Source organism: Burkholderia sp. BCC0097 (assembly GCF_902832985.1).
Classification (GTDB): domain Bacteria; phylum Pseudomonadota; class Gammaproteobacteria; order Burkholderiales; family Burkholderiaceae; genus Burkholderia; species Burkholderia orbicola.
The window spans coordinates 176,333-203,188 of sequence record NZ_CADFDM010000010.1 but is presented as its reverse complement, the minus strand read 5'-3'; the positions used below and the strand labels follow the sequence as shown (position 1 = coordinate 203,188).

General features: G+C 67.8%; 24 protein-coding genes. 5 read left to right on the top strand and 19 right to left on the bottom strand.

The features are described from left to right. Nucleotides 1-285: 285 nt before the first annotated feature. On the bottom strand, nucleotides 286-3,825 hold the full coding sequence (locus tag HWX07_RS29925) for an ABC transporter ATP-binding protein (protein WP_175878731.1): 3,540 nt from the start codon (nucleotides 3,823-3,825) through the stop codon (nucleotides 286-288). Nucleotides 3,826-3,943: 118 nt separating this feature from the next. Between HWX07_RS29925 and HWX07_RS29920 the strand changes: the two genes are divergently transcribed. Further along, a complete protein-coding gene (locus HWX07_RS29920; protein WP_027805305.1) occupies nucleotides 3,944-4,891 on the top strand; it encodes a LysR family transcriptional regulator in 948 nt (315 codons plus the stop codon). Nucleotides 4,892-4,936: 45 nt separating this feature from the next. On the opposite strand, the gene HWX07_RS29915 is transcribed toward HWX07_RS29920, so the two are convergent. Further along, nucleotides 4,937-5,308, bottom strand: a complete 372-nt coding sequence (locus tag HWX07_RS29915) for an MAPEG family protein (protein ID WP_011547985.1) — start codon at nucleotides 5,306-5,308, stop codon at nucleotides 4,937-4,939. Between the two features lie 303 nt (nucleotides 5,309-5,611). On the opposite strand from HWX07_RS29915, the gene alr reads away from it, so the two are divergent. Next, nucleotides 5,612-6,733: an alanine racemase gene (gene alr, locus HWX07_RS29910; protein ID WP_175878730.1), complete on the top strand. Its 1,122-nt coding sequence runs from the start codon at nucleotides 5,612-5,614 to the stop codon at nucleotides 6,731-6,733. Nucleotides 6,734-6,935: 202 nt separating this feature from the next. On the opposite strand, the gene HWX07_RS29905 is transcribed toward alr, so the two are convergent. Then, nucleotides 6,936-7,730: an enoyl-CoA hydratase gene (locus HWX07_RS29905; protein ID WP_175878729.1), complete on the bottom strand. Its 795-nt coding sequence runs from the start codon at nucleotides 7,728-7,730 to the stop codon at nucleotides 6,936-6,938. A gap of 185 nt (nucleotides 7,731-7,915) precedes the next feature. After that, nucleotides 7,916-9,346 (bottom strand): MFS transporter, encoded by a 1,431-nt coding sequence (locus tag HWX07_RS29900; RefSeq protein ID WP_175878728.1) that lies wholly within the window; start codon nucleotides 9,344-9,346, stop codon nucleotides 7,916-7,918. A gap of 137 nt (nucleotides 9,347-9,483) precedes the next feature. Here HWX07_RS29900 and HWX07_RS29895 point away from each other — a divergent pair, with 137 nt between their 5' ends. Further along, nucleotides 9,484-10,362, top strand: coding sequence for a LysR family transcriptional regulator (locus HWX07_RS29895; protein ID WP_175878800.1), 879 nt, complete (start codon nucleotides 9,484-9,486; stop codon nucleotides 10,360-10,362). 12 nt (nucleotides 10,363-10,374) lie between these two features. Here HWX07_RS29895 and HWX07_RS29890 read toward each other — a convergent pair whose 3' ends face one another. The 9 genes from HWX07_RS29890 to vapB all read right to left on the bottom strand — a co-directional run bounded on the left by HWX07_RS29890 (nucleotide 10,375) and on the right by vapB (nucleotide 18,217). After that, nucleotides 10,375-11,325: a hypothetical protein gene (locus tag HWX07_RS29890; RefSeq protein WP_175878727.1), complete on the bottom strand. Its 951-nt coding sequence runs from the start codon at nucleotides 11,323-11,325 to the stop codon at nucleotides 10,375-10,377. Nucleotides 11,326-11,474: 149 nt separating this feature from the next. Next, entirely contained in the window at nucleotides 11,475-11,927 is a 453-nt protein-coding gene (locus tag HWX07_RS29885) for a DUF3592 domain-containing protein (protein WP_175878726.1), read from the bottom strand. Nucleotides 11,928-12,069: 142 nt separating this feature from the next. Then, nucleotides 12,070-12,435, bottom strand: a complete 366-nt coding sequence (locus HWX07_RS29880; RefSeq protein ID WP_006486240.1) for a response regulator — start codon at nucleotides 12,433-12,435, stop codon at nucleotides 12,070-12,072. Between the two features lie 36 nt (nucleotides 12,436-12,471). Continuing rightward, nucleotides 12,472-13,431: a chemotaxis protein CheX gene (locus tag HWX07_RS29875; protein WP_175878725.1), complete on the bottom strand. Its 960-nt coding sequence runs from the start codon at nucleotides 13,429-13,431 to the stop codon at nucleotides 12,472-12,474. Between the two features lie 22 nt (nucleotides 13,432-13,453). Further along, a complete protein-coding gene (locus tag HWX07_RS29870; protein ID WP_175878724.1) occupies nucleotides 13,454-14,035 on the bottom strand; it encodes a hypothetical protein in 582 nt (193 codons plus the stop codon). Further along, nucleotides 14,032-14,760: a methyl-accepting chemotaxis protein gene (locus HWX07_RS29865; protein WP_175878723.1), complete on the bottom strand. Its 729-nt coding sequence runs from the start codon at nucleotides 14,758-14,760 to the stop codon at nucleotides 14,032-14,034. The genes HWX07_RS29870 and HWX07_RS29865 overlap by 4 nt, the downstream gene beginning before the upstream one ends. A gap of 22 nt (nucleotides 14,761-14,782) precedes the next feature. Beyond that, the gene (locus tag HWX07_RS29860; protein ID WP_175878722.1) at nucleotides 14,783-17,170 is read right to left on the bottom strand and encodes an MCP four helix bundle domain-containing protein; all 2,388 of its coding nucleotides are present in this window, start codon (nucleotides 17,168-17,170) and stop codon (nucleotides 14,783-14,785) included. 400 nt (nucleotides 17,171-17,570) lie between these two features. Continuing rightward, nucleotides 17,571-17,978: a type II toxin-antitoxin system VapC family toxin gene (locus HWX07_RS29855; RefSeq protein ID WP_175878721.1), complete on the bottom strand. Its 408-nt coding sequence runs from the start codon at nucleotides 17,976-17,978 to the stop codon at nucleotides 17,571-17,573. Further along, the gene (gene vapB, locus HWX07_RS29850) at nucleotides 17,975-18,217 is read right to left on the bottom strand and encodes a type II toxin-antitoxin system VapB family antitoxin (protein WP_069230948.1); all 243 of its coding nucleotides are present in this window, start codon (nucleotides 18,215-18,217) and stop codon (nucleotides 17,975-17,977) included. The genes HWX07_RS29855 and vapB overlap by 4 nt, the downstream gene beginning before the upstream one ends. Before the next feature lie 256 nt (nucleotides 18,218-18,473). Between vapB and HWX07_RS29845 the strand changes: the two genes are divergently transcribed. Beyond that, nucleotides 18,474-19,157: a phospholipase gene (locus HWX07_RS29845; protein ID WP_175878720.1), complete on the top strand. Its 684-nt coding sequence runs from the start codon at nucleotides 18,474-18,476 to the stop codon at nucleotides 19,155-19,157. Between the two features lie 74 nt (nucleotides 19,158-19,231). Here the strand turns inward: HWX07_RS29845 and HWX07_RS29840 are convergent, their stop codons facing one another. Then, nucleotides 19,232-20,737: an amino acid permease gene (locus HWX07_RS29840; protein WP_175878719.1), complete on the bottom strand. Its 1,506-nt coding sequence runs from the start codon at nucleotides 20,735-20,737 to the stop codon at nucleotides 19,232-19,234. Nucleotides 20,738-20,819: 82 nt separating this feature from the next. After that, complete coding sequence (gene aspA / locus HWX07_RS29835) at nucleotides 20,820-22,226, bottom strand: aspartate ammonia-lyase (RefSeq protein WP_175878718.1); 1,407 nt, start codon at nucleotides 22,224-22,226, stop codon at nucleotides 20,820-20,822. A gap of 142 nt (nucleotides 22,227-22,368) precedes the next feature. Here aspA and HWX07_RS29830 point away from each other — a divergent pair, with 142 nt between their 5' ends. Next, the gene (locus tag HWX07_RS29830) at nucleotides 22,369-23,343 is read left to right on the top strand and encodes a LysR family transcriptional regulator (RefSeq protein WP_175878717.1); all 975 of its coding nucleotides are present in this window, start codon (nucleotides 22,369-22,371) and stop codon (nucleotides 23,341-23,343) included. Between the two features lie 57 nt (nucleotides 23,344-23,400). Here the strand turns inward: HWX07_RS29830 and HWX07_RS29825 are convergent, their stop codons facing one another. The 4 genes from HWX07_RS29825 to HWX07_RS29810 all read right to left on the bottom strand — a co-directional run bounded on the left by HWX07_RS29825 (nucleotide 23,401) and on the right by HWX07_RS29810 (nucleotide 26,763). Further along, complete coding sequence (locus tag HWX07_RS29825) at nucleotides 23,401-24,462, bottom strand: asparaginase (RefSeq protein WP_175878716.1); 1,062 nt, start codon at nucleotides 24,460-24,462, stop codon at nucleotides 23,401-23,403. 312 nt (nucleotides 24,463-24,774) lie between these two features. Further along, nucleotides 24,775-25,212 (bottom strand): DUF4279 domain-containing protein, encoded by a 438-nt coding sequence (locus HWX07_RS29820; RefSeq protein WP_175878799.1) that lies wholly within the window; start codon nucleotides 25,210-25,212, stop codon nucleotides 24,775-24,777. Continuing rightward, nucleotides 25,202-25,945, bottom strand: a complete 744-nt coding sequence (locus HWX07_RS29815) for a hypothetical protein (RefSeq protein WP_175878715.1) — start codon at nucleotides 25,943-25,945, stop codon at nucleotides 25,202-25,204. The genes HWX07_RS29820 and HWX07_RS29815 overlap by 11 nt, the downstream gene beginning before the upstream one ends. Nucleotides 25,946-26,439: 494 nt before the next feature. Then, a complete protein-coding gene (locus HWX07_RS29810) occupies nucleotides 26,440-26,763 on the bottom strand; it encodes a hypothetical protein (RefSeq protein WP_175878714.1) in 324 nt (107 codons plus the stop codon). Between the last annotated feature and the right edge of the window lie 93 nt (nucleotides 26,764-26,856).

Genomic DNA, 26,856 nt, shown 5'->3' with positions numbered 1-26,856 from the left:
GCACGGGGGCATGCCGCGCAGGCGGGCTTAAGGCAGAGGGTCGAAGGGAGGATCGCAGCGGTTGGTGCGGGCCGGCACGACGGCCGCCCAGTGCAACGCGTGCGGCAGGATGGCGACCGCGCAAGCCGCGACCCGCACGCCGGCCTGCGCGGACGGCCGGCGATTCAACCAGGCGCGTTGTCGGGACGACCGTGGGCGCCAGGCCGGCAACCGCCGGCGCGGCTCAACGCAGATTGCGGGATTCGCGCGGCATCGCCGAACGACGGCGCATCGACCCCGCGCCGCTCACGCCGCGACACCGCTCGCCTGATGCGACACCAGCCGCGCATACGCGCCCTGCCGCGCGATCAGTTCCGCGTGGCGCCCGGCCTCGATCACGGCGCCCTGCTCCATCACGAGGATCAGGTCGGCATTGCGCACGGTCGACAGGCGGTGCGCGATGATGATCGACGTGCGCTGCGTCATCAGGTCCTCCAGCGCCGCGCGGATCTGCTGCTCGCTGATCGTGTCCAGATGCGACGTCGCCTCGTCGAGGATCAGCACCGGCGCATCCTTCAGGAACGCGCGCGCGATCGCCACACGCTGGCGCTGGCCGCCCGACAACTGCACGCCGCGCTCGCCGACGCGCGTCGCGAGCCCGTCCGGCAGTCGCGCGACGAAATCGCCGAGCGCCGCGTGGTCGATCGCGCGCTGTACGTCCGCATCCGACGCGTCGTTCGCGGCGAGCCGGATGTTCGCCTCGAGCGTGTCGTTGAACAGGTAGGTATCCTGCGCGACGAGCGCGATGTGCTGCCGCAGGTCGTCGAGCCGCAGATCGCGCAGATCGACGCCGCCGAGCGTCACGCGGCCCTGCTGCGGGTCCCAGAAACGCAGCAGCAGGCTCGCGACCGTCGACTTGCCGGCGCCCGACGCGCCGACCAGCGCGACCGTGCTGCCGGGCGGCACCTCGAAGCTCACGCGGTCGATCGCGGGCACGCTGCGCCCCGGATACATGAACGACGCCGCCTCGAACCGCACCGCCGGATTGCCGGGCATCGCATGCGCGCCGTCGGTCACCGTCACCGGTTCCTTCTCCAGCGCGCGCAAGCGGCGCGTCGACGCGATCGTGTCGGCAAGCTGGCGCGCGACCTGGCCGATTTCGGCCACCGGCATGAACGCGGCCACCGCGACCAGCACCAGCAGCGGCAACGACTCGCGCGGGAACCCGCCGCGTGCGCACAACCACGCGCCGAGCGCCGCGACCGCCAGCCCGCCGAGCCCGCTCGCGACTTCCAGCGCGGCGCTTTGCGTCGACAGATCGTCGAGCAGCTTCGCGCGCTGCCGGCGATACGCGTCGACTTCGGCCACGAATGCCGCGCGCCGGCGCGCGATCGCCTGGAACGCGGTCAGTTCCGCGAGGCCCTGGATCGTTTCGGTCAGGTGCGCGCCGAGTTGGCCGAGCGCGTCGCGCGCGCCGGTGCCGAGCCGGTCGACGTCGCGCCGGGCCAGCACGGGCGCGAGCCCGGCCCACAGCAGGAACGGCAGCAGCACGAGCGCGAGCGGCCATGCGACCGACGCGAGCAGCACCAGCACGCCGGCCGGCACGAGCACCGCGACGAACGCGGGCGCCAGCGTATGCGCATAGAAATATTCGACGGTCTCGACGTCCTGCGTCGCGAGCGACACGAGATCGCCGGAACGGCGACGCAGCAGCCCGGCCGGCGCGAGCCGTTCGAGCGTCGCGAACAGCGCGATGCGCATTTCCGCGAGCAGCCGGTACGCCATGTCGTGCGCGAGCCACGATTCGAGCCAGTGCAGCACGGCCGCGACCGGCGCGATCACGAGCAGCGCGGCAATCAACCCGGTGCCGACCTGGCCGCTAGGCACCGCGCCGACCACCCGCGCGCCGAGCACGCCGACGCCGATGAACGCGAGCACGCGGCCGATCCCGAACAGCACGGTCAGCGCCACCTTGCCCTTCCACGGACGCACGAAGCGCAGCAGCGTCTGCAACGTTTCCGGCCAGCCGATCGTCGCCGCGTCGTCGTTCAGCGGCCGCACCTGCGGGCCCGATGACGCGCGGGCGGTCGTGCCCGCCGCCTCGGTCGCGCCGACGGATTCGGCGACCGCTTCCAGTTGCGGCCCCATCAGCCGGCGATACGGGCCGTCGCGCGCGATCAGTGCCGCATGCGTCCCTTCGTCGACCACCTGCCCCTGGTCGAGCACCAGGATGCGATCGGCGCCGATCACGCTGGACAACCGGTGCGCGAGCACGAGCGTCGTACGCCCGCGCGTGAGCCGGTCGAGCGCCTGCTGGATCAGCGCTTCGTTTTCCGCATCGACCGACGACAGCGCCTCGTCGAGCAACAGGATCGGCGCATCGCGCAGCAGCGCGCGGGCGATCGCGATGCGCTGGCGCTGGCCGCCCGACAGCATGAGTCCGCGTTCGCCAATACGCGTCGCGTAGCCGTCGGGCAGCGCCGAAATGAAGTCGTGCGCATTGGCGGCGCGCGCGGCGGCGATCATGTCCGCGTCGCTCGCGTCCGGGCGGCCGAGCCGCAGGTTGTCGGCGACGCTGCCGTCGAACAGCGTCGCATCCTGCGCGACGACCGCGATCATCTCGCGCACCTGGTCGGCATCGAGCGTGCGCACGTCGTGGCCGCCGATCCGGACCGCGCCGCCCTGCGCGTCGTGCTGGCGCAGCAGCAGGCGCACGATGGTCGACTTGCCGGCCCCGCTCGGCCCGACGATCGCGACCGTCTCACCCTCGCGCACCGTGAAGCTCAACGCCGCATGGGCATCCGCGCGGCGCCCCGGGTACGCGAAGCTGACGCGATCGAACGCGATCTCCGGCCGCAGGCCTGGTACGCGCGGCGCGTCGACGGAAGGGGCATGGCTGCCCGCGTCGAGCAGCGCATGGATCGCATTCGCCGCCGACTGGCCGATCATCCCCTGATGCAGCACCGCGCGCAGGTCGCGCAGCGGCCGGAAGATCTCGCTGCCGGCCATCAGCACGATCAGCAGCGCTTCGAGGCTCATGTCGCCGTGCCGCACGCGCCACGCGCCCACCGCGATCGCCGCGGCCGCGCCGAGGCCGGTGCCCAGATCCGTGAAGAGCCGCGTCAGCAGCCCGAGCGCGAGTACCCAGAACGTGCTGTCCGACAGCGCCCGCGCCTTCGCGGCCAGCTTCGCGCCGAACGCGGTGCTCTGCCCGAACGCCTTCAGCGTCGGCAGGCCCTGCACCGCGTCGAGAAACTCCTCGCCGAACGCCTTGAACGCGGCCGAACGGGCGAGCGCCGCGCGCTTGTCCGCACGATGCACGAGCTGCGGCAGCGCGAGCGTGACGAGCGCCGCGACCAGCAGGACCGCGGCCGTCGGCACGTCCCACCACGCGAGCACCGCGAAGATCATCAGCGGCGCGCACGCGGCGATCACGAGCTGCGGCAGGTAGACGCCGAAGAAGGTCTGCAGCTGCTCGACGCCGTCGACGACGGCCAGCATCACGCCGCCCGTGCGTTCGCCGCTGAACCATGCGGGGCCGAGCGCGGCGATCCGGTCGAACAGCCGCGCGCGCAGCGTGGCCTGCACGCGGCCGGCCGTGTGCTGCGCGAGCACCGTGCGGCGATGATCGAGCCATGCACGCAGCAGCACGCAGGCCGCCGTTGCAACGACGGCTTCGCCGATGCTGCGCGCCGGCGCCCCGGAAAAAACCAGCGCCAGCACGCGGCCGAGGAATACGAAGCGGAGGATGCCGACACCCATCGCGAGCAGCCCGAGCGCGACGGCCGCCGCCACCCGCCAGCGCAATCCCGCCATCATTGCCCATAGTCGTCGGTCGAAATACATGAAGCCTCCAGTCGGTGTTTCGTTGCGTTTTTCTTGACCGGATCGAGGCTACCCGCGCCGTCCGCGCGCGGCAAAAGATGATTTTTCAACGGGTGTTGAGTCAACTACAATACCCCGCATGTCGCACCTTCCTCCCCTCAGCGCACTGCGTGCTTTCGAGGCGGCCGTCCGCCTCGGCGGGTTCGCGCGCGCGGCGGTCGAGCTGAACGTGTCGACCAGCGCGGTCAGCCACCAGATCCGCTCGCTCGAGGAATCGCTGGGGGCAAGGCTGCTCGAACGCAGCACGGGGCTCGGCGGCATCAGCCTCACGCCGGCCGGTACGCGCCTGCTGCCGGCCGTCAGCGATGCGCTGTCGCGTCTCACCGACGCGTGCGCCGAGATTCGCGGCACCGCGCAACGGCTCACCGTATCCGCCAACGCGCCGTTTTCGTCGATGTGGCTCGCGCGCCGGCTGGCGGAATTCTCGTCGCTGCATCCCGATACCCCGCTGCATGCGGTCGTGCTCGACGACGAGCCGGATTTCGCGCGCAGCGGCGTCGACCTCGCGATCGTGCACGTCCCCGCGCACCGGCTGCGCGCCGACGACGACGTGCTGATGCGGGAAACCGTGTTTCCGGTCTGCAGCCCCGAGCTGTTTCCGTACGCATCGGGGTACGTCTGCCGCTCGCGGCTGCTGCAGGAGATGCACGAGGACAGCCCCGAGATCGACTGGCGCAACTGGGCGGTGCACTTCGGCTTGCCGGACGACTTCGACACGAAGATCGTCCGTTACAGCAGTTTCAGCCAGGTGATCGGCGCGGCCGTCGGCGGCGCGGGCATCGCGCTCGGCCGCGTGCCGCTGATCGAGCCCGAACTGCGCAGCGGGCGTCTGGTGCCGCTGGTGCCGGGCCTTTCGCGCGATGCGTCATGGCGCTTCGTGTTGCGCCGCCATCCGTCGACGCGGCACCGGCTGCTCGATCCGTTGATCGCGTTCCTGCGCAGCGAAGCGGACGCGCCGCCGTTCGTCTCGAAGAAGGTTGCGCCCGCATCCAATGACAGTCACGCACGGGGCGCGGGCGGCGCCTGACGAGAGCCGGCATGCGATGCCGCCCTCGGGTGGCCGGCGGCCCGCTTACGGCGTGGCGAAGAACAGCGCGACGATGCACGCCATGCCGCCGAACCACACGAGCGAACGCAGCGACGCCCAGTTCAGCAGGTACATCAGCGCATAGACGATGCGGATCGCGACGAACGCCATCGCGAGCTGGTCGACGCGATGCACGTTCGCGCCGTTGTGCCACGCCACCACCAGCGCGGCGGTGAACAGCGCGAGCGCTTCCCACGCATTCTGATGGGCAGCCTGGGCTCGGGCCCGCCAGCCTTCGAGCTTCGCCAGGTAATCGCGCGGCGCGCAGTTGTCGTAACCCTTGCGGGCCTTGGCGAGAAACGTCATCGGGAACGGCAACAGCGCCACGATGAACAGGCACAGCTGGGACGTCGTCATCAAAGTCTCCTCCGTTATGATTACATTGATCAATGACAAGATCGCCGAGAGCTTAGCATTGCGCCGTGCCGTTCGCGCACCGGTTTTCTAGATGAGAGACTCGGGCCGCGCAGGCTGCCGGGGAAGGCGCCCGGGCCGCGACGACACCAAAATTTCCACCAAATCGTCGACAAATACGTTAATTAAAACTGGTCGAACACCAATAAGATAGCGCTCGACACTGGCTTGACGCGCCATCGCGTCAGCCGGCCGTTTCACTCCGCGCCGCCGCGCGCCGAACGACATCCGACCCGAGCCCTTGCCATGCCCCGTCCCATCGTCGCCCATATCCGCCCCGACGCCGTCCGCCACAACCTCGACTTCATCCGCCGCACCTCCGCGCAATCGCGCGTGTGGGCCGTGGTCAAGGCCAACGCGTACGGCCACGGCATCGAACGGATCTACCCCGGCCTCGCGGCCGCCGACGGCATCGCGCTGCTCGATCTCGACGAAGCCGTGCGCGTGCGCGAACTCGGCTGGGACAAGCCCGTGCTGCTGCTCGAAGGCGTCTTCGAGCCGGCCGACGTCGAGCTGGCCGATCGCCACCGGCTGACGGTCGCCGTGCACTGCGACGAACAGCTCGACCTGCTGATCGCCGCGAAGCCGCGGCAGCCGATCGATATCCAGCTCAAGATGAATTCCGGCATGAACCGGCTCGGCTACCGGCCGGCCGCGTTCCGCGCCGCGTGGGAACGCGCGGCGAGTGCGCCGTCGATCGGCAAGATCACGCTGATGATGCATTTCGCGAACGCCGACGAAGGCGAGGTCGACTGGCAACTCGACCAGTTCGACGCGACCACGGCCGGGATTCCGGGCGAGCGCTCGGTGTCGAATTCGGCGGCCGTGCTGTGGCATCCGCGCGCGCACCGCGACTGGGTGCGGCCCGGCACGATCCTGTACGGCGCGTCGCCGACCGGCGCGGCGCGGGATATCGCCGACACGCCGCTGACGGCCGCGATGACGCTGACCAGCAAGATCATCGGCGTGCAGACGCTCGCGCCCGACGAAACGGTCGGTTACGGCCGCCGCTTCACGGCCGACCGGCCGATGCGGATCGGCGTGGTCGCATGCGGTTACGCGGACGGCTATCCGCGCCACGCGCCGACCGGCACGCCGATCGCGGTGGACGGCGTGATGACGCGCGTCGTCGGCCGCGTGTCGATGGACATGCTGACCGTCGACCTGACGCCGTGCCCGGACGCGGGCATCGGCTCACGCGTCGAGCTGTGGGGCGACCAGGTGAAGGTGGACGATGTCGCGCAAGCCAGCGGCACGATCGGCTACGAGCTGATGTGCGCGCTCGCGCGCCGCGTGCCGGTCGTGATCGTGCCGCCCGGTGCGGCGAGCGTGCAGCCGGCGCCGCGGACGGGCAGCTACGGGCGCTGACCGGCGTCGCTGCTGCTGTGCGGCGGTGCGCAACCGCGCCGCCGCGCATGCGGTGCGACTTACTTGCGGGCTGCCTTGGGCGGCCCGTCTGCGTTTGTGTATGGCGGCCCGCCGACGCGCATCAGCGACGACGCGGTACGTCGTTGCGCGTTGCACACAACGACGAGAGACGACGCACTCCCCGCCCGCCTTCGTCAACGCATCACGAACGCCACGTCGGCTTGCGCTTCTCGAGGAACGCGTCGATCCCTTCGCCCGCATCCTCTTCCATCATGTTGCGCGCCATCACGTCGCCCGCATACGCATAGGCTTCGTCGAGCGGCAACTCGTGCTGACGATAGAACATCTGCTTGCCATAACGCACCGCGGCCGGGCTCTTCGCGACGATCTCCGCGACCTTGCGCGCGACGGCCGCATCGAGCGCGTCCTCGGGCACGGCTTCGTTGACGAGCCCCCACGCGGCGGCCGTCGCCGCATCGACGAAGCGCCCGGTCATCAGCATGTCGAACGCGCGCTTGGCCGCGACGTTGCGGCTCAACGCGACGGCGGGCGTCGAGCAGAACAGCCCGACGTTGATGCCCGATACCGCGAAGCGCGCGGTATCGGCCGCCATCGCGAGGTCGCACGCGGCGACGAGCTGGCAGCCGGCCGCCGTCGCGATGCCGTGCACGCGCGCGATCACCGGCACCGGCAACGCGCGCATTGCGAGCATCACGCGGCTGCACTGCGCGAACAGCGTGCGGTAGTAGTCGAGTTCGGGCTTGCCGCGCATCTGCCGCAAGTCGTGGCCGGCGCAAAACGCCTTGCCTTCGGCGGCCAGCACGACGCAGCGCACGTGCGGATCGGCAGCCAGCGTGTCGAACGCATCGTGCAGGGCCGCGAGCATCGCTTCGGACAACGCGTTGAACTGCCGCGGGCGATTCAGGCGCAGCGTGACGACGCCGTCGTGCGCGTCGCGCAGCAGGATCGGCTCGGCAGTCTCGTGAATGGGTTCCATGGTGTTCCGCTCGACGGGGTTCGGCAGGATCGGAGGCCGCGCGAACGGGCGACGATCATGTCCGTCCGTTCGCTGCATCGTCACGAAATGGTCCTCTACATTCCGCACGGCGTCCAGCCGCGCCGCCGCATGCGCGTGCGTAGCGGCCTGCCGGCCACCGCGCGACGCGCGATGCCGCGCGAGCGTCAACGCCCCCGTTGCGCGGCTTCCGCCCGGCCTGCCGCCCTCGCAGCGAGCGCGGCAATCGCGTAGGCGACACCCCCGAGCGCCGCGACCGCCCACAGCGCATCGGTCAGCTCCGGCAACAGGATCGTCGCGGCGCCTGCGACGGCCACGCCGAGCAGGCTGCCGGCCTGACGCGCCGCGTTGAGGAACCCGGATGCCACACCTGCCGCGTCGGCAGGCACCTGTTCGAGCACCGTCGCGATCATCGGCGCCACCGACAGCGCGGTCCCGGTGCCGAATGCGACCATGGCCGTCCAGACCACCGGCCACGGCGCACGCAGCACGAGCGCCAGCGCGATCGCCGGAACGGCCAGCGCCGCCATCGCGAGGCCGTTCGCCATCAGCCTGACGGGGCGAACCCGGCCATGCAGTTTTCCCGACAGCAGGTTGCCGAGCGACAGGCTCAGCGCGAACGGCAACAACGTCATCCCGATCTGCCGCGCGCTCATGCCGAAGCGCCCGTGCAGGTACAGGCTCAGCACGAACAACAACCCGAAGTAGCCGACATAGACGAGGCTGCCCATCAGGTTCATCGCGACGAACACGCGATTGCGAAACCACGCGAGCGGCACCATCGGATGGCGGGCACGCCGCTCGACGGCGACCAGCACGACGGCCGCGAGCACGGCGATCAGCAGCGCGCAGCGGACCTCCGTGGCGCCGGCGCCGCGGGTGGGCAACTCGATCACCGCGAAACACAGCGCGCCGAGCGCCGTCGCACCGACGCACTGGCCGGCCCAGTCGAACTGGCGCACCTCCCGCGCGGCCGCTGCCCGAACCAGCGCCGCCGCGCCGGCAAAGGCGACGGCACCGGTCGGCACGTTGATCAGGAACGCGCTGCGCCAGCCGAAATCGTCGACGAGGATGCCGCCCAGCACCGGCCCCACGGCGACCGCGACCGACGCGATGCCGGCCCACACCGCGATCGCCCGCGCCCGCTCGGCCGGCACGTCGAAGGTGCTGCGCACGATCGCGAGCGACGCCGGCAAGAACAGCGCGGCGCCCATGCCCTGCGCGAAACGCGCGGCCACGAGGAGCGCCACCGACGACGCGACGCCGCACGCCGCCGATGCACCGACGAACAGCGCCAGCCCGGCGAGATACACGCGCTTCGCGCCGAACCGGTCGGACAGCGCGCCGCCCGCGAGGATCAGCGCGGCGAAGCTGAGCGTATACGCGTCGACGATCCACGCGAGTTCCGCGACCGTCGCGCCGAGGCTCGAGCGCATTGCCGGCAGCGCCACGTTGACGATCGTCGAATCGAGCACCGCCATGAACATGCCGATCGCGACGAGCGCCAGCGTCAGGCGCTGCTCGCGCGCCGTCGCGCGGCTCGGCGCGGCCAGCGGAACGGCGGAAACGGGGACGGAAACGGAACGGCAATCGGACATGACACCTCCAGGCAGATGCCGGGAGTCTAGGAGCGAGCGGGAGATGCGGAAAAGTGATAATTTCGCATTTGCCTGATGCAGATTTGCATCACCCTTTCGCGCCCGTCGCCGCTTGCCCGATGACACAATCGATCCGCATGAACTGGGACAACGCCCGCTTCTTCCTCGCGCTGGCGCGCACCGGCACGCTGCGCGGCGCCGCGGCGCAGCTGAACGTCGACCAGGCGACGGTCGGACGGCGGATCGCCGCGCTCGAGGACGAACTGTCTGCCCGGCTGTTTCTGCGCACGCCGTCCCTCTATGTGCTGACGACCGCCGGCGAAGCGTTGCTCGAACCGGCCGAAACGATGGAACGCGCATCGCTGACGATCGAACGCCGCGTGATGGGGCTCGACGAGCAACTGGCCGGGTCCGTGCGCATCGCCACGACCGACACGCTCGGCAAGCGTTTCGTCGTGCCCGCGATCGCCAACGTGCGGCGCAGGCATGCCGGCATCGACGTCGTGTGCGTGACGTCGGCGCAAATCACCAATCTCACGCGCCGCGAAGCGGACCTCGCGATCCGCACGTTGCGGCCGGAATCGCCGGACCTGATCGTGAGGCGGCTCGGGCATCTCGAAACCGGCATTTACGCGTCGCGCCGCTATCTGGCCGAACGGGGCGAACCGGTCGCGGGCAGTGCGTTCGACGGGCACGATCTGGTGATGTATCAGCAGCCGGTGGTGCCGACGATGTGGGACGCGCTGTGCGGCGAACCGACATCACGCGGCCGCGTGATGTTCCAGACCTCGTCGACGATGATGCTGGTGGAAGCCGCGCTGGCGGGGCTCGGCATTGCGGAGCTGCCGTGCTTCCGCGCCGACACCGAGCCGGATCTGGTACGGCTCATGCCGCAGCGGTGCAATCATTTCGACGTGTGGCTCGTCGCGCATGCCGATCTCTACAAGACCGCGCGCGTGCAGGCGGTGATCGAAGCCGTCGTCGACGAATTCGCGACGGCGGCGGCGGGCCGCTAACGGGCCGGTGCGTCAGCGCGGCTGGTATTCGCCATCGGCAGCAGACCAGCGAAACGTCCGGCGCCATTTGCCGCCGCGCTCTCGCAACTGCAAGTCGTGGAAGCCGTCCGTCGACGTCGACAGCACGCTCAGCGCATTGCTGCCTTCCGTGATGTCGTGATCGCGCGTGCCGTTACGATGCCAATCGCCGGCAATATCCCGGTAGAACATCATCGGCTGCGCGAACACGACGCGCAGCGTCTTGCCGTCGATCCGGAACAGGTACAGCGCCTCGAACGACGCACCACCGCCCGCATAGCCGATCGACCAGCCCGCCCGTACCCCGAACGCGGCATCGCCCGCCCGCAGCGTATACGGCGCGAGATCGAACCGCGACCACCGCTCGGGCCGTAACGCGACATCACGCGACTGCTTCGTCTGCTCGATGTAGTCGGGACTGTCGAGATTCGTGTCGCTCCAGTCGATTCCCTGTTCGAGCGGCTGTTCGGTCCGCGCGATGAGGCGCGGCGCGCCGTCCGGACCGCGCTCGAACACGCCCAGCCAGACGAATTCCTTCCGGTCATCGGCGTCGGCGCGGCTCTCGAAGCCTTCACAATCGGTGGGTGCACGGAATCGCAGCACCTCGCGCGCAATCTCGTCGGTCGGTGCCACGCACACGATCGCGACGAACGCACCGGGGCGTTGCGGCCACGGTTTCGCGCCGGCCAGCACGACACGCGCAAGCGGCTGGCCCGGGGCAAGCTGCGCCGCCAGCCCCTCCTTCGTGAAGCCGGGCGGCAGGTGCACGCCGAAACCGTCCGCTTCCGCGCCGCTCATGTCCCGCGCGTACGCGGCGCGGGCTTCGGGCGAACCGAGCTTCCCGGGCACTTGGTCGAGCGAATGCGCGGTACCGGCCGCGTGCGCGGGGAAGCCCGCGAATGCGGCGCCGATCGCGATGAGCCACGGCATCAAGCGAATTGTCATGCTGGAATGTCCTGTGAAGTAACGAGGCAACATATTGCGACGCCGCACATGCAATCGTGTGCGTGACGACCGGATCGGCCCGCCGTGCCATGTGAGTGCCGTGATGTTCTACTTGCCGGGTGCGACAAGTTTCAGCGCGCAGCGAGCGGTCAGGTCCGCTTGCGCCCGCTGCGCCACATGCGAACGCCCGACCGCAACTGACCGACCCCGCCGACGAAAAAGACCGCGCCCATCACGCCGAACGCCAGCACATCGCCCCAGATCGCGCCGAATGCGTTCATCCGCGCGGTCATCCTTGGCGCGTCCGGCGCATAGCGCACCTCCACCGTCGCGCCGTCCTCGACGCTGACGGCGCCGCCCTGCGCATATTCGACCTGCTCACCCGCGAGCGTCGTGAACGCGATCTCCGGATGATGCGGACCCGCGTTCAGCTTGACGACGCGCCCCGGCACGACGACCGACGTTCGCAGGAACTCACGCGTCGACTGCGCATGCAGCGCGACGCCGATCAGCATGCACGTGCCCACGATGGTAAAAACGACGCCCTTCGCGATCCGCCACTCGATGTGCTGCGCCGCGGATCGCCCGATTTCGGATGCCATCTGCTTCGTTCCGCTCCTGATGTTCGTCAATGCCGGGCGTGCGGCGCATGATGCGCCGCACGCCGCCCTCGGCATCCGGCAGGATACGGACATCCCGGTACGCTGTAAATCGCGTCCGCAAGCGGCTCGCCGGCCGCGTGCGTCAGCCCGCGAGCTTCTTCAGCGCGTCGAGCACCGCGTCGCCCTTGAACGGCTTCACGATCCAGCCCTTCACGCCGGCGGCCTTGCCGCGCTCCTTCATCGCCGGGCTGCTTTCGGTCGTCAGCATCACGACGTTGACGGCCGTGTTCGCCAGTTCGCCGCGAATCTTCTCGACCATCGTCAGGCCGTCCATGTTCGGCATGTTCACGTCGCTGATCACGAGACGCACGCCGGGCGTCGCCTTGAGCTTCGCGAGCCCGTCCTTGCCGTCGACGGCCGTCGCGACGTCGAGCCCGTGATTGCGCAGGAAGCCTGCGACCTCGTCGCGCACCGTGCCCGAATCGTCGACCACCAGAATCTTTGCCATGTCGTATTCCCCTTTCGTCGTTGCCGACTTCAACGTTCAAAACAGTTCGAGTTCACCCGATTCGACCATCGGCCCCACGTCCTGCACCGATTCGCGGAAATCCTCCGGCGACCAGCTGAGGCTGAACACGAAACGCTGGTCGAGACGGACCGAACGCCCCGATGCCGGATCGGTCATCCGGTACTTGAAACAGAGCTGCGGACAGTCGCCGCCGAACGAGATGAACTTCTGCTTGTGATTGACGACGAGCGGCACCTGCACCGGATGGCGCGCCAGCGCCTCGGCGTCGCCGAGATAGCGGTTCTTGAACGCGCCCCACACGAGGTTGGTCAGCTCGCCGAGCACGCTGTTTACGTCGCGGAAATCCGGCGCGCGGCCGCCGTCGCGCGTGCCGCCGAGCATGTCGAGCAGCGGCTGCTCGCTCGTCTGCAGCAGCATGTAGCCGCGGCACCATGCGCTTTCGAGCGCGATCAGGCTGAACACCTCGCCGAAGATGATCTGGTCGCGCACGATGCACGGCGTGTCGTGCTCGATCGCCATGCCCGGGAACAGGCTGTCGATACGCGCCTCGGTGATCTCCGAGATGCCGCGCACCAGCGCGTTCGGGTAGTCGCGGCCGAACAGGTATTCGTCGATCGCGCGCTCGAGCGGCGTCATGTCGTCGGCGACGTAGGCCGCGCATGCCACCCGCGCGAGCGCATCGGGCAGCCCGTCGCGCGACGCCAGCGATTCGCGGCGCAGGATGATCGGCAGTTCCGGGCGCAGCGCGTCGATCTGCGTCGCGATGATCGCGCTTTCGGCCGGCGAGCCGCCGTAATCCTCGGCCAGCAGAATCGCGCCGAGATCGATGTTCGAACGCAGCACCTTCAGCAGCCGGCTGCGCCGCACGGTCAGGCCGACCAGGTTGTGCGCGTCGCAGAAACGCTTGATCGCATCGGCGTGCACGCGGCTGTCGTCGAGTACGAGCACCTTGCTGACGGGTTGGTCTTCGGTCATCTGATGGATTCCTGATGGTCGGTCAGAACAGTTCGAGCTCGCCGCCGGATTCCATCGTGGCCGTTTCCGGCACATGGAAATCGACCGGCGCGTTCGCGCACACGCACAGCGTCGCGCCGACCCGCACGCCGCCGTCGAGCGTCAGGTCGTACGCGGCCACGTAATCGGGTGCGAGCGCATGCATGTAGTCGATGCTCGCGCCGCTCAGCAGGTAAGGCGTCGACATCCCGAGATCGGGAAACGGCGTGGTCAATGCCTGGTTGATCGCGCCGCAACACAGGTTCGCGACTTCCATGAACGCGTCGGTCAGCGGCCGCTGACTGCTCGTGCCCGCCGTCGTGCCGGCGAATTGGCGGCGTGTCGCGTCGTCGTCGCTGAAGCGCAGCGCGAGCAGCAGGCGGAAATGCAGCGCCGAGATCGTCAGCGCCACGACATGCTCGGGCACCTTCGGCTTCGATCGTGACTTCGCGTGCCCCCGATCGGGCGCGTTGTGTTCGTGACCGGCGGCCGGCCGGATGTCGCACGCGCCGCCGGCGGCGAGCCGCGTGCGCGCGGCATCGAAAAAGATCCGCTCGAAACCGGCCTTCGCCTGTGCGCTGATCACGCGGCCGCTCCTTCGATCTGCGCATGCAGTTGCCCGGCCAGCGTCTCGACGGTCGCGAGCGCGGCCGTGATCATCTTGCCGCCGGCCTGGATGTCCTGGAACGTCGCGGCCGTCACGAGATCGTTGCGGTTCAGACTGTCGCGATAGCTGTTCGACAGTTCCTGCGAGCGCGCGGCCAGCCCGCGCACCTCGCTCGCGACGATCGAGAAACCACGCCCGGCATTGCCCGCGCGCGCCGCCTCGATCGACGCGTTCAGCGACACGATCGACACGTGCGCGACGATCGCCGACAGTTCCTGGTTCTTCGCGCGCATGTCCTGGTTCTGCGTGGTCAGCGAGATCATCTGCTCGTGCCAGCGCTCGAACGTGCCGGCCAGCCCGCGCAGGCGCGCGGCTTCGTCGGCGATCTTCATCGCGTGCTGCGCGAGCGCCGCGCGGTCGGCCGACCGCGCCTGCAACGCGTCGCGCTGCGCGCCGTTCGCGGAGGTCTCGCGCGTCAGCGCCTCCTCGAGCTGCGCCTCGCGTTGCGCCCATGCGTCGGCCGCTTCCGCATGCGCGGACGCCGCGTCATCCGCGCGTGCGGCGGCTGCGTCGAGCGCGTCGCGCAACGCGTCGGCCTCGCGCGCCAGCGTCGCGACGAGCCGTTGGCGCATCGCACGAAACACGATCGCCGCCGCCACCGCGACGACCACGCCGCCCGCCAGCGCGGCGGCCATCTGAGTCATCCACGCCTGCACGATCACGCCGTCACTCCGCTGCGTCGATATCCGCGACGCGTGCGCGCTGCGCGTGCCCCGTGCCGGGCGCGGCGCCGTCCGCCGCGAAGCGCGCCGGCAGCGACACGATCGTCTCGAACGCGCGATACGGCGCCCCCACGCGATCGTCGGTGAAGCGCAGTGCGATATCGCCGCCGTCACGCTTCAGGAAATTGCGCACCGCGTCCATGCCGACGCCGCGCCCCGATACTTCGGTCACCGTCTGCGCGGTCGAGAAGCCGGGCCGGAAGATCAGCTCCGCGACATCCTCGTCGGATAACGCCGCTTCGCTCGCGGCATCGATCCAGCCGCGCTCGCGCGCGATGCCGCGAATCCGGTCGAGCGCGAGGCCGCGGCCGTCGTCGGCGAGCACGAACCACAGTTCGCCGCCGCCCACGCCGACCGCGATGTCGATCGTGCCGGATGCCGCCTTGCCGGCCGCGCGCCGCTCGTCGGACGATTCGATCCCGTGGTCGATCGCATTGCGCAGCAGGTGCATGAACACGTTCTTCAGCGTCGCGACGATCTCGCTGCGCACCCGCTGGCCGTGGCTGTCGATGTGCACGACGGGCGCCGGCTTGCCGAGCTCGGCCGCGAGCGACGGCAGCGACTCGATCACGCCGCCGAGCGCGTCGCCGATCCCTTGCGTGCCGAGCTGGCTCAGCATGCGCCGCACCGCATCGCGCGCCGCGTGCCAGTCGGACGCGTTCGCCGGATCGGCGCCGTCGAGCACCCGCAGGCTCTCGCTGATGTGCGCGCGCTCGACCATCAGGAAATCGGCGCCATTCGGAGCGGGCTCGCCGCTGCGGCCGAGCGTGACCGCGTTGATCGTCGCGTAGTGGTCGACGGCTTCGCGTACGCGCGCCAGATCCTCCATCAGCGCGTCGCGGTTCCACTCTGGGCCGCTGTCCGCGCGGCGCAGCGATTCGTACGCCTGCTCGGCTTCGTGGACGATGTTCGTCAGATGCTGGAGGCTGTAGGTGCGCGCGTTGCCCTTGATCGTGTGCATGTTGCGGAACAGCGCCGCGACGATCGAGTGATCGACGCGCTCGTGCTGGCGGATCATCCGCTCGTTCTCGCTGAGGAAGCCCTTCGCGCTGTGCACGAAGTCGTGGAACTTGTCCTGGCTGATCGACAAAATCTCGCCGATCATCTCGAGGCGGCGCTGCTGTTCGCCGGCCTGCGCGGTCAGCTCGCGGATCTCGCTCACGTCGCGCACGCACAGCATCAGGCGCACTACCGTGTCGGTCTCGTCGGTGATCGCCGACCAGCTCAGGTCGAGCCACTTCTCGCGGCCGTCCGGCATCCGCTTCGCGACTTCGTTGACGAGCAGGTGTTCGTTGAACCCGAAGTTCATGCTGTCCTCGCCGAGGCACGCATGCACGGCCGCGTCGACCTGCGAGCGCGCGTCGGCGCCGATCGCCGAATCGTCGAACACGAGCGCCATCAGGTCGCGGCCGGCGATGTCGTTCGTCTCGAAGATGGTTTCGAGGTACGCCGAATACTCCGCGTGCACGACGCCGCCCTCGACGACGGTCAGGATGCCCTGCTGCATGTTCTGCAGCATCGCCTGGATGTCGGCCGTCTTCTGCTTCAGTTGCGCGGCGTTCTCCTGGATCTTCTCGATCATCCCGTTGAAGGCGACGATCGAATGGCCGATCTCGTCCATCCGGCCCACCGGCACGCGGCGCGTGAAATCCTGGCTCGTCGCGATCTCGCTCATCGCCGTCTGCATCCCGATCAGCGGGCGCGTGATCTGGCGATACAGCACGAAGCCGAGCGCGGTCAGCAGCACGATCACCGTGCCGGCGACGCCCGCGATCGCGGTCGCCGTGGTCGCGAGCATCCCGTTCAGCGCGCCGATCGCGTCGTCCTTCTGGCGGTTCTTCTCGACGCGCAGCGTGTCGACGATGCTTTCGAGTTCGTCGCGATACTGCGCGACGTTCGCGAACAGGTAGGCCTGCGCCATCTCGGCCTTGCCGTCCGTCTTCATCTTCACGGTGTCGGCGATCGCCGCGAAATAGTTCGCGGCGCTGTCCTTCGCCTGCGCGACGAGCCCGACCTGCGCCTGGCCGACCGCCGACTTCGCCTGCGTGTCGAGTGCGGCGCGCAGCGCGGCCTGCTTCGCCTTCAGCTCGTCGCGCGCCTGGGCGGCGGTGTTCGCGTCGGGCGCGTAGACGAGCGTCATCGTCGCGATCTGGATGTTCTTCACGTCGGCGACGAGATCCGCCGACGCGAGCGCGCTCGGCACGATTCCCTGGGTGACCTGACGCACCTCGGACGCGCTCTTGCGCGTCTGGTACACGGCGTAGATGCCGATCGCGGACAGCGCGAAGAACGTCAGGACGACTAGCAGCGTAATGCGATGACGGATGGTCATGAGTACAGCTCCCCGCAGCGATCCGGGTTCGATCGCCCTTTGGTCTATTGAAAGAATGTGAGCGCCGAATTATCGGGGATGATGTATGACTGTCCGATGACCGAAAATCGATCGGTCATTGAGGAAAATGAAATGAATAATTGCGTGGGGAAAAGCCTAAAGTTTTTTGCCGACTTGCCGTTAACTTTCGGTCGCCATACTCAGTAAGGATGCGGCGTTCGACGAATCACCGGAATAGCGGATATTCATTGTTTTATTCATGCCCCGCCAAATCCATTTTATTGAATGCCGGCAAAACGTTTGCGTATTATCGACGGGTCGTTTTTCCTGGCATCTCTTTATGATCGATGTGGGGTTTGTCGGGCAGGTTCGTTAATGTCGATCTTGCATGACCTGCCGTTCAGTCTGCCCTCGGTTCCGCGACCCAGTCTTCGAATTGCAGCCGCGGAACGCGCTCGAATTCGCGGACGTTGTGCGTGACCAGCACCAGGTGCCGCGCGCGCGCCTGCCCTGCGATCAAGGCGTCGTATGGACCAATCGGCGTGCCGGCCGCGATCAGGTGCGCACGAATTTCACCCGCATGCTGTGCATCCTCGGTGTCGAACGATACGACCTCGAACTGCAGCGCGTCGACACGCGCGACGTTCGCAGCCGCTCGCTGGCTCTTGTACGCGCCGTAGTAAAGCTCGTGCGCGACGATCGCGGGGATCCCGAAATCGGCCGGGTGCCAGGCATGCAAACGGGCCAGTATCGCCGGCTCGCCTTTGAGAATGGCGATCACCGCGTTGGTATCCAGCAGGAACTTCATTCGAACACGTCCAGGCCCGAGCGCTCCTGACCGGACGGCTGCGTGGTCGCGGCAGCCTCGAAATCGGCGTCCACCGGACCGATCAGCGGTGCCAGCCATGCCCAGTCTTGCGGCATCGGCTCGAGAATGACGGCCGCCCCGTGGCGGCGGATGCGAACCTCGGCCGTGTCGAAGCGGAAATCCTTCGGTAGCCGGACAGCCTGCGAGCCGCCATGCTTGAAGAGCTTTGCAGTATCCATCGCTCCATCCTCACGTATCTACAGAATGTATCTATTTTATCAACTGTACGTGAGAATGACGAGTCGTCCGATCGGCCTGTCGTCGGCATATATCCGGGCCGTCCGGCCATGCCTGGCCGCGTGACATCGCGATCCGCTCCGCAACGCACGGTGCCCGATTCATTCCGCCCAGGAAACAATCAATCCCGCCCCGGCGATTCCCCTCCCGATCCGCCCGCTCTAGACTGTCGCATCGATCCCTTTCCGGACCCACGCGATGACCGCCACCCTGCCGCTGACCACCGACCCCGATTCCGGCCTGCAGTACCGTGTACGCCCGGCCGCCGGCCGTCCCGCCGCCCGCCTGTTGCTGCTGCACGGCGTCGGCGGCAACGAAACCAACCTGCTGAACGTGGCCGACGCGATCGATCCGCGCATCGAAATCGCGTTCCTGCGCGGCCCGCTCACGTTCGGGCCCAGTCAGCATGCGTGGTTTCCGGTGCGTTTCGGCCCGAACGGCCCTGAAATCGATGCGGAGCGTGCGGACGAGAGCCGCGTGCAGCTGATCACGCTGCTGCATGCATTGCGCAAACAGGATGGCGCCGCACCCGCGTTGCCGACCGTCATCGCCGGCTTCAGCCAGGGCGGCATCATGAGCGCGAGCGTGGGCCTCACGTCGCCGGGCGACGTGAGCGCGTTCGCCGTGCTGTGCGGGCGCATCCTGCCGGAAATCGATCCGCTGATCGCGCCGCGCGATGCGCTTCTCCCGCTTCACGCGCTGATCGTGCACGGCCGCTTCGACGACAAGCTGCCCGTCGCGTGGGCGGACAAGGCCGATGCGAAGCTGACGGCGCTCGGCGTCGCGCACGACACGCGGCTGTATGCGGCAGGCCACGAACTGACCGCGGAGATGGCCGGCGATTTCGGCCGATGGGTCGGCGAGCGCGCCGGATTGAACTGAAGTCGAATCGAACGCGCCGGGGGCGCCGGCCCGCGAATGGACCGGCGCCCCCGGGGCATGACGTCAAGCGTTCGTCACGCGTTCTGCGCGGGATCCGCAACGGCACGCACGGAGGCGGGCATCGCCGCCGCCCGCTCGCGCTCGGCGCCACGCTTCGCGAGCTTCCAGCCGATCACCAGCGCGAGCACGACGACCGGAATCATCGCGACGGTCCACGTGCCGCCCGGGTAGTCGAACGCCATCAGCACCAGCACGCCGACGAGGAAGGCGAGCGTGAGCCATGACGTGAACGGTGCGCCGGGCATCCGGAACGACACGGCTTTCAGTTCGCCGCGATTGACCGCGCGGCGGAACAGGATCTGGCACATCACGATGAAGCCCCACGTCGTGATGATCCCGAGCGACGCCATGTTCAGCACGATCTCGAACGCCTGGGCCGGCACGATGTAGTTCAGCGGCACGCCGATCGCGTTGATCGCGACCGTGATCAGGATCCCGCCGTACGGCACGCCGCGCGCGTTCATCCGCGACACGAAGCGCGGCGCGGAGCCGCCCATCGCCATCGCGCGCAGCACGCGCCCGGTCGAATAGAGTCCCGAGTTCAGGCTCGACAGCGCGGCAGTCAACACCACGACGTTCATCACCGTGCCGACATACGGCACACCGAGCTTGCCGAAGAACGTGACGAACGGGCTTTCATGCGCGCTGTACGCGGTCCACGGCAGCAGCATCGTCAACAGCACGACCGAGCCGACGTAGAACAGCGCAATGCGCCACATCACGCTGTTGATCGCCTTCGGCAGCACCTTGCGCGCGTCTGCGGTCTCGCCGGCGGCGACGCCGACGAGCTCGATGCTCGCATACGCGAACACGACACCCTGCACGATCAGCACGGCCGGCAGAATCCCGTGCGGGAAGATCCCGCCGTGCTCCGCGATGACATGCAGCCCCGGCATCTGCCCCGCCACCGGATGGCCGCTCGCGAGAAACACCGCGCCGACCGCGAGAAACACCGCGAGCGTGCCGACCTTGACGAGCGAGAACCAGAACTCCATCTCGCCGAACACCTTCACGCCGATCATGTTCATCACCGACACGATCCCGAGCGCGCCGAGCGCGAATACCCATTGCGGCACGTCGGTGAACACGGCCCAGTACTTCATGTAGATCGCGACCGCGGTGATGTCGACGATGCCGGTCGTCGCCCAGTTCAGGTAGTACATCCAGCCCGCGACGAACGACGCGCGCTCGCCCATGAACTCCCGTGCGTACGACACGAAGCTGCCGCTGGTCGGCCGGTGCATCACGAGCTCGCCGAGCGCGCGCATGATCAGGAACGCGAACACGCCGCACACGAGATACACGAGCGCGAGCGCCGGCCCCGCGCTTTGCAGGCGCCCGCCCGCGCCGAGAAAGAGGCCGGTGCCGATCGCCCCGCCCATCGCGATCATCTGCACGTGGCGCGGCTTCAACTGCTTCGCGTAGCCGGCCTCGTGCGACGCGAACATCGCATCGGGGTCGGCATGCGCGGCATCCGCGCCGCCGGCCGGACCGGCCGGGCGCTCGCTGGGGTGTGTCATCGTGAGTCTCCGTTGTTTGTTGATGTGTCGCGCCCCGCTCCGGGGGCGCTTTCCTTTCGGTACGGCCGCGAACGGCCCGACGTCAGAACGCCCGCGGCCGGATCAACGCTTCGGGCTGCAGCGCTTCGTCGAGTTGCGCGTCGGTCATCAGTTCATGCGCCAGCACGACCTCGCGGATCGATTTGCCGGTCGCATGCGCTTCGGCGGCCACGGCGGTCGCGCGCTTGTAGCCGATGTACGGGTTCAGCGCGGTCGCGAGCGCGACCGAGCGTTCCATCGTTTCGCGCAGCCGCTCGGGATTCGCGGTGATGCCGCTCACGCATCGCTGCGCGAGCGTCGTGCAGGCGGCCGTCAGGTGGCTGAAGCTGCGGAACAGCGCGCTCGCGATCACCGGCTCGAACGCGTTGAGCTGAAGCTGGCCGGCCTCGGCCGCGAAGGTGATGGTCACGTCGTTGCCGAACACCTCGAACGCCACCTGGTTGACGACTTCCGGGATCACCGGATTCACCTTGCCGGGCATGATCGACGAGCCGGCCTGCACGGGCGGCAGGTTGATTTCGCCGAAGCCCGCGCGCGGGCCGCTCGACAGCAGCCGCAGGTCGTTGCAGATCTTCGACAGCTTGACGGCGATCCGCTTGAGCACGCCCGACACCTGCACGAACGCGCCGCAATCCTGCGTCGCCTCGATCAGGTTCGGCGCGGTGCTCAGGTCGAGCCCGGTGATGCGGCGCAGCGCGGCCAGCGCCTTCTCCGCGTACTGCGGATGCGCGGTGATGCCCGTGCCGATCGCGGTCGCGCCGAGGTTGATCTCGCGGATCAGCCAGCCGGCCTCCTGCAGCCGCGCGATGTCTTCCGTCAGCATCACCGCGTAGGTCGAGAATTCCTGGCCGAGGGTCATCGGCACCGCGTCCTGCAATTGGGTGCGGCCGAGCTTCAGCAAGCCGGCGAACGCGTCGGCGCGCTCCGCGAACGCATCGCGCAGCCGCGCCATCGCCTCGAGCAGGTGTTCGACCGCGAAGCAGGTCGCGATCCGGATCGCGGTGGGATAGACGTCGTTGGTGCTCTGGGCGAGATTGACGTGCTCGTTCGGATGCAGGTATTCGTACTGCCCGCGCGCGTGCCCCATGATTTCGAGCGCGCGGTTGCAGATCACCTCGTTCGCGTTCATGTTGGTCGACGTGCCGGCGCCGCCCTGGATCACGTCGACGACGAACTGGTCGTGCAGCCGCCCTTCGCGGATCTCGACGCACGCGGCGGCGATCGCATCGCGGTACGGCCGCGGCAGCAGCCCCAGTTCGCAATTGGCGTCGGCCGCCGCTTCCTTCACGGACGCGAGCGCCATCACGAGGTACGGCAGCGACGCGATGGTGCGGCCGGAAATGTCGAAATTCTCTTTCGCGCGCAGCGTATGGACGCCGTAATAGGCGGCATCCGGAATACTTCGTTTGCCTAAAAGATCCGCTTCGACGCGGAAGCCGTTTTCGGTCATCGTGCCCCTCCTGGATGTCTCGTGCCGCTCGTCGTTCGCCACTTCCCGACGCGACGGGTTCGCATTCTATGCCTTTGCAAAAACAAGCTCGCTTCTGTATTATCGAAAGCGGTTTTGCGTGGGACGCAACAGCGAGAATCGAATGAAAAAAGGCGCGAGAGAAATCGGCATCGATCATCTGGGCGCGATGCGCGCGTTCGTGCGGGTGGTCGAAACAGGGAGTTTTTCGGCGGTCGCGAAGGAGATGCACGTATCGACGTCGACCGTCGCGCGCAAGGTCACTGCGATCGAGGAGGCACTCGGCGTCGCGCTGCTGCACCGCTCCACGCACAGCGTGACGCTCACCGAAGCCGGCCATATCTACCTGGAGCGCGCGGTCACGCTGATCGCCGATCTCGACGACACGCTGCGCGTCGTCGCCGAGCTGAACGCGCAGCCGAGCGGCCCGCTGAAGCTCACCGCGCCGGTCGCGTTCGGCCGCCGTCATCTCGCGCCGCTGATCGCGCCGTTTCTGGCGCGCTATCCGACGATCCAGCTCGACGTGCGGCTCACCGACAACCACAACGACCTCGTGGCCGGCGGCTTCGACCTCGACATCCACGAAGGCGAGAACTACCTGGACAACCTGGTCGTCCACCGGCTGTCGCGCAACGACAGCATCCTGTGCGCGACACCCGGCTACCTCGACCGCTGCGGGCGCCCCGCAACGCCGGAGGACCTGACGCACCACAACTGCCTGCGCTACGTGCACCCGGAAGGCGATCCGCGCTGGGCGCTCGTGCGCGGCGACACGCAGCACAGCGTGCTGCCGGCCGGCAATCTCGTCACCGACCACTCGGAGCTGCTGCTGGAAGCGACCTGCGCGGGGCTCGGCATCGCGGAATTCGAGATCTGGCTGGTGCGCGACCTGCTCGCGAGCGGCCAGCTCGAAGCCGTGCTGCCGCGTTACCGGCTGCAAAACCGGCTGACCGGCGAATACATCTACATCGCGTATCTGGCGAACCGGCGCAGCTCGGCGAAGCTGCGCGTGCTCAAGGATTTTCTGGCGGAACACCTCGCGCAGATCGGCGAGCTGTCGGAGCGGGAGCTGGCGAAGATTCGCGACGCACGCGCGTAGCGCGCACCGATGCGCGGCCCGGATCGCGGGCCGGCGGCATCGACGCGGCCACCGCGTTCAGGCCGCCTGCAATTCGAACGGGAACGTCGCGTGCCCGAACTCGACGCCCTGCGTGTTGAGCATCCGCGGCCGGTGGAACGCGGCCAGTTGCGCGCGCTGCTCGGCCGTGCCGATCCGCAGCCGCTCGAGGATTTCGCTGACGACCATATAGAGCACGTCGAGATTGCCGTCCTCGATCTTCACCGAGATGCCGAGCGCGCCGTCCGCGCCGAGTTGCCGCGTGCGTTCCGACGCGCGCACGCCGATCCCGTAGCACGCATCGGCGCCGAGCTTGCCGACCACCTGCCCGCCGAACGCGTTCATCAGCACCGTGCAATAGCGTCCTTCGCCGGCGACCAGTTCCGGATGGGCGGTCATCGCACGATGAATGCGCGCCAGTGCGCGCACCCGCTCGGTCACCGCGCCGCCCGCCTCCACCGCGTCCGCGCCGTCGGCCAGCGACGCGTACAGGCGCGCCAGCCGATCCAGCGGGAACGCCGGCGTCGGCAGGTTGCAGCCGTCGATGCCCCAGTCGACCTCGTCGTCGCGCAGGCCGCACGCGTCGGCCACCACCTGCTTCACGCGCACCTGCATCGGATGGTCGGGCAGATGGTAATCGGCGATCGCCGCGCCGATCGCCTGCGCGCCGGCCAGCATCCCGACATGCTTGCCCGAACAGTTGCTGCATACGCCGGTCGGCGTGTAGTCGCGCTTGATCCACGACCGGTACACCGCATCGGACAACGGCGGATGGCCGCCGCAGCGCAGATCCGATTCGTGCGCGGCCACCTTCGCGAGCATCGCGCGCGTGCGTTCGATATGACGATCCTCGCTGCTGTGCGACGCGCACATCAGCGCGATGTCCGCATCGTCGAAGCCGAAGCGCTCCGGCGCGCCCGTCTCGATCACCGACAGCGCCTGGGCCGGCTTGGCCGCCGACCGCGCGAGCGTCATCCGGTACGGATCGCCGAACCGGGCCAGCAGCCGGCCGCGTGCATCGACGACCGCCACATGGGCGACGTGCGTGTTCTCGATCGCATTGCCGCGGTACGTGACGACCGCTGCGCGTGGGGTCTCCATCCTCTTCTGTCTCCTTGCTCGCGGGCCTGATGCCGGGGCCCGTCCAACCGGTACGGCAGTGTAGCGAGTCGTCGCCGCCGCGCGTCGGCCTTCGTCATGGAAAGCGGTGTTGCATGCGACGCAAAGGCGGTCGCGCCCCCACGGAAGCCTCACCGAATTAGTACAAAAACCATTCAATCGTTTAGCTATTTACCGCTCAGCGGCGCGCTGCAATGGGAACTGCCCGCAAGCTCGCGCCTGTGCCGGGGCGGGAGGTGGACGGACGTACGCGCGTCGCTTCAGGCGTCACGGCGACGCCAGCAGCCGGAGACGCTATCGATATTCGTCGATCTCGATCACTGCCCCGACTGATTCAATCAACTGGCGGGTAGCGTCCGATACGTAGGGCACACGATCACCTTTTTCGTTGTCCCAGTAACAGAAGAACCGCATACGCGCCCCTGCTTGTTCGATACGCTCGAGCAGACCTTCACGCGGCAATGAGAGTCGTTCGATCAGGTAGCGGAGATGCGGCTCCAACCGATCGCTTTGAACGGCGGCCTTGCTTTCCAGCGCCCATAGATTGAGTTTTCCGGGCCGGGAACTCAAGCGCCCGGAGGGCAGCAGATAGGGCTTCCCTTTCGTGATCGTTCGACTCGGGAAGATGCCGAAGAAAGCGGTCCACGTGTCCGGGTGCGCGCCGTCCGATGAAATGATGAACGTCGCGTGCGCAAGGGCGCTATCGGAGGGCGGAGGGGACTCAGCGTGCATAGTCATGGATGTTATCAATAATTACGCCTTTGAATTCAACGTCCCCGCTGTCGTGGAAGATAACGTTGTCGGCAGGTCCCAAGCCGTTGGCCGGCTTCAAGATATGCAGCATCTGCCCGAACGTCTTGCGATCGTAGCCGAGCATCCTTGCCGCAAAGCTCGGATTGTTGGTCGCCGCGGCAAGCGATTCAACACGCTCGCCAGCGCGTTCGGCATAATCGAACGGCTGCGCATCTCCAAGCAACGATGAGGCACCGCCCGTAAAACCGGCTGCGCCGCCCGCGCCACCGCCGCCAATAACGCTTTCCAAGTAGGCCAACAGCGAGTCGCCTGACACGTCGCCAGGCGTCGCCCAACTCGGTAGGGGTTTGTCGGCCCGCAGCGAGGTCATCCGCGGCACGCTGGCAAGCCTGCTGGCACGCGGGAAGGGTGGGATTGACGGCTGGCCACCACCGCCACCGCCGCCTACCCCGCGGTCAATCTCGACCGCTACGCGACCGATTTCTATGGCGGATTTGAGCGCGTCAAGCGGCGTGCCCTGAAGCACGTCCAGACCGAGTTGCCGCATGTACGCCAACGCGTTGGCAGTGAGGCCCGCGTATTTCGGCCAGTGCAGCATCAATTCCGAAACGGCGCTGCGTTGCCCCATCGATCGGCTTGCACCGATAGAACCTGCGGCGCAAGTCAACGTTGCGCGTTTTCCTGAACCTAAATCGAGAGTTACCGAGGTCATCCTGTGTGCTCCGCTTTTTAGATTAATCTGCATTGCAAAGCGGGATAACACAATAGAGCTGTTGACTGCTCTCCCCGGCATCCGATGGTTTCGCTGTATTTACCTGCGGCAATCCGTTGTGCATCTGGACCACATATGTACCGGTCAATGGACAGCTCGCCGCCTGTGAAACAGGGGCAATCAGCAAGCGCGTGCGGCCCAGGTGCTTGCCGTTTCCCCGATGGCCACTACCTTTCCCCGGAACCTGGCATCCATCAGGCGGCAGGCCTTTTTATTCATCGTTCTCTGTTGGCAAACTTGCTCGAAGAACACCGGCAAACTTATTGCCACGAGATCATGGGGAAAATTTGAACGACTGTTAAATATCGGGGATTTAAAAAATTAATATATTTATAAAATATTCGATTGATTCTCAAAAATCAATTGAATCCCCCCGCGCCGACACCCCGGCACGCGCTTCGTCGGCCGCAGGGCTGATGCGGCCCCCAACCCGTTCACGCGAGGTGGTACCGCAACCAGAAGGTCTCGCGGCATGCGTTGTCGAACGTCAGCCGCGCCGGGCTGATCGGCTGTGCATCGGGACGGCGCAGCACGTCGTAGTCGATCCAGCATTCGGCGCACATCAGGTCGGACGGTGCACGGTCCTGCTCGACCGAGCGGCGCACGATCGCGCCGTTGTCGAAACGGTATTCGGTTTCGTCGCGCGTGACTTCGGCGTCGTCGTCGGTCCAGCGATCGTGCGACGTCGCGTGCGACATGACCTGCACCGGGCCGGCGAGCCCGTGGATCGCGGCGACGTAGAAAACAAGCTTGTCCATGGCGAGGCGCCGAACTGGCGGTTGGCTGGCAGATGGCGCGCTTCGCGCAATGCATGCTGCGCGAAGCGGCCCGAGCGGCGAGTATAGCCGCGC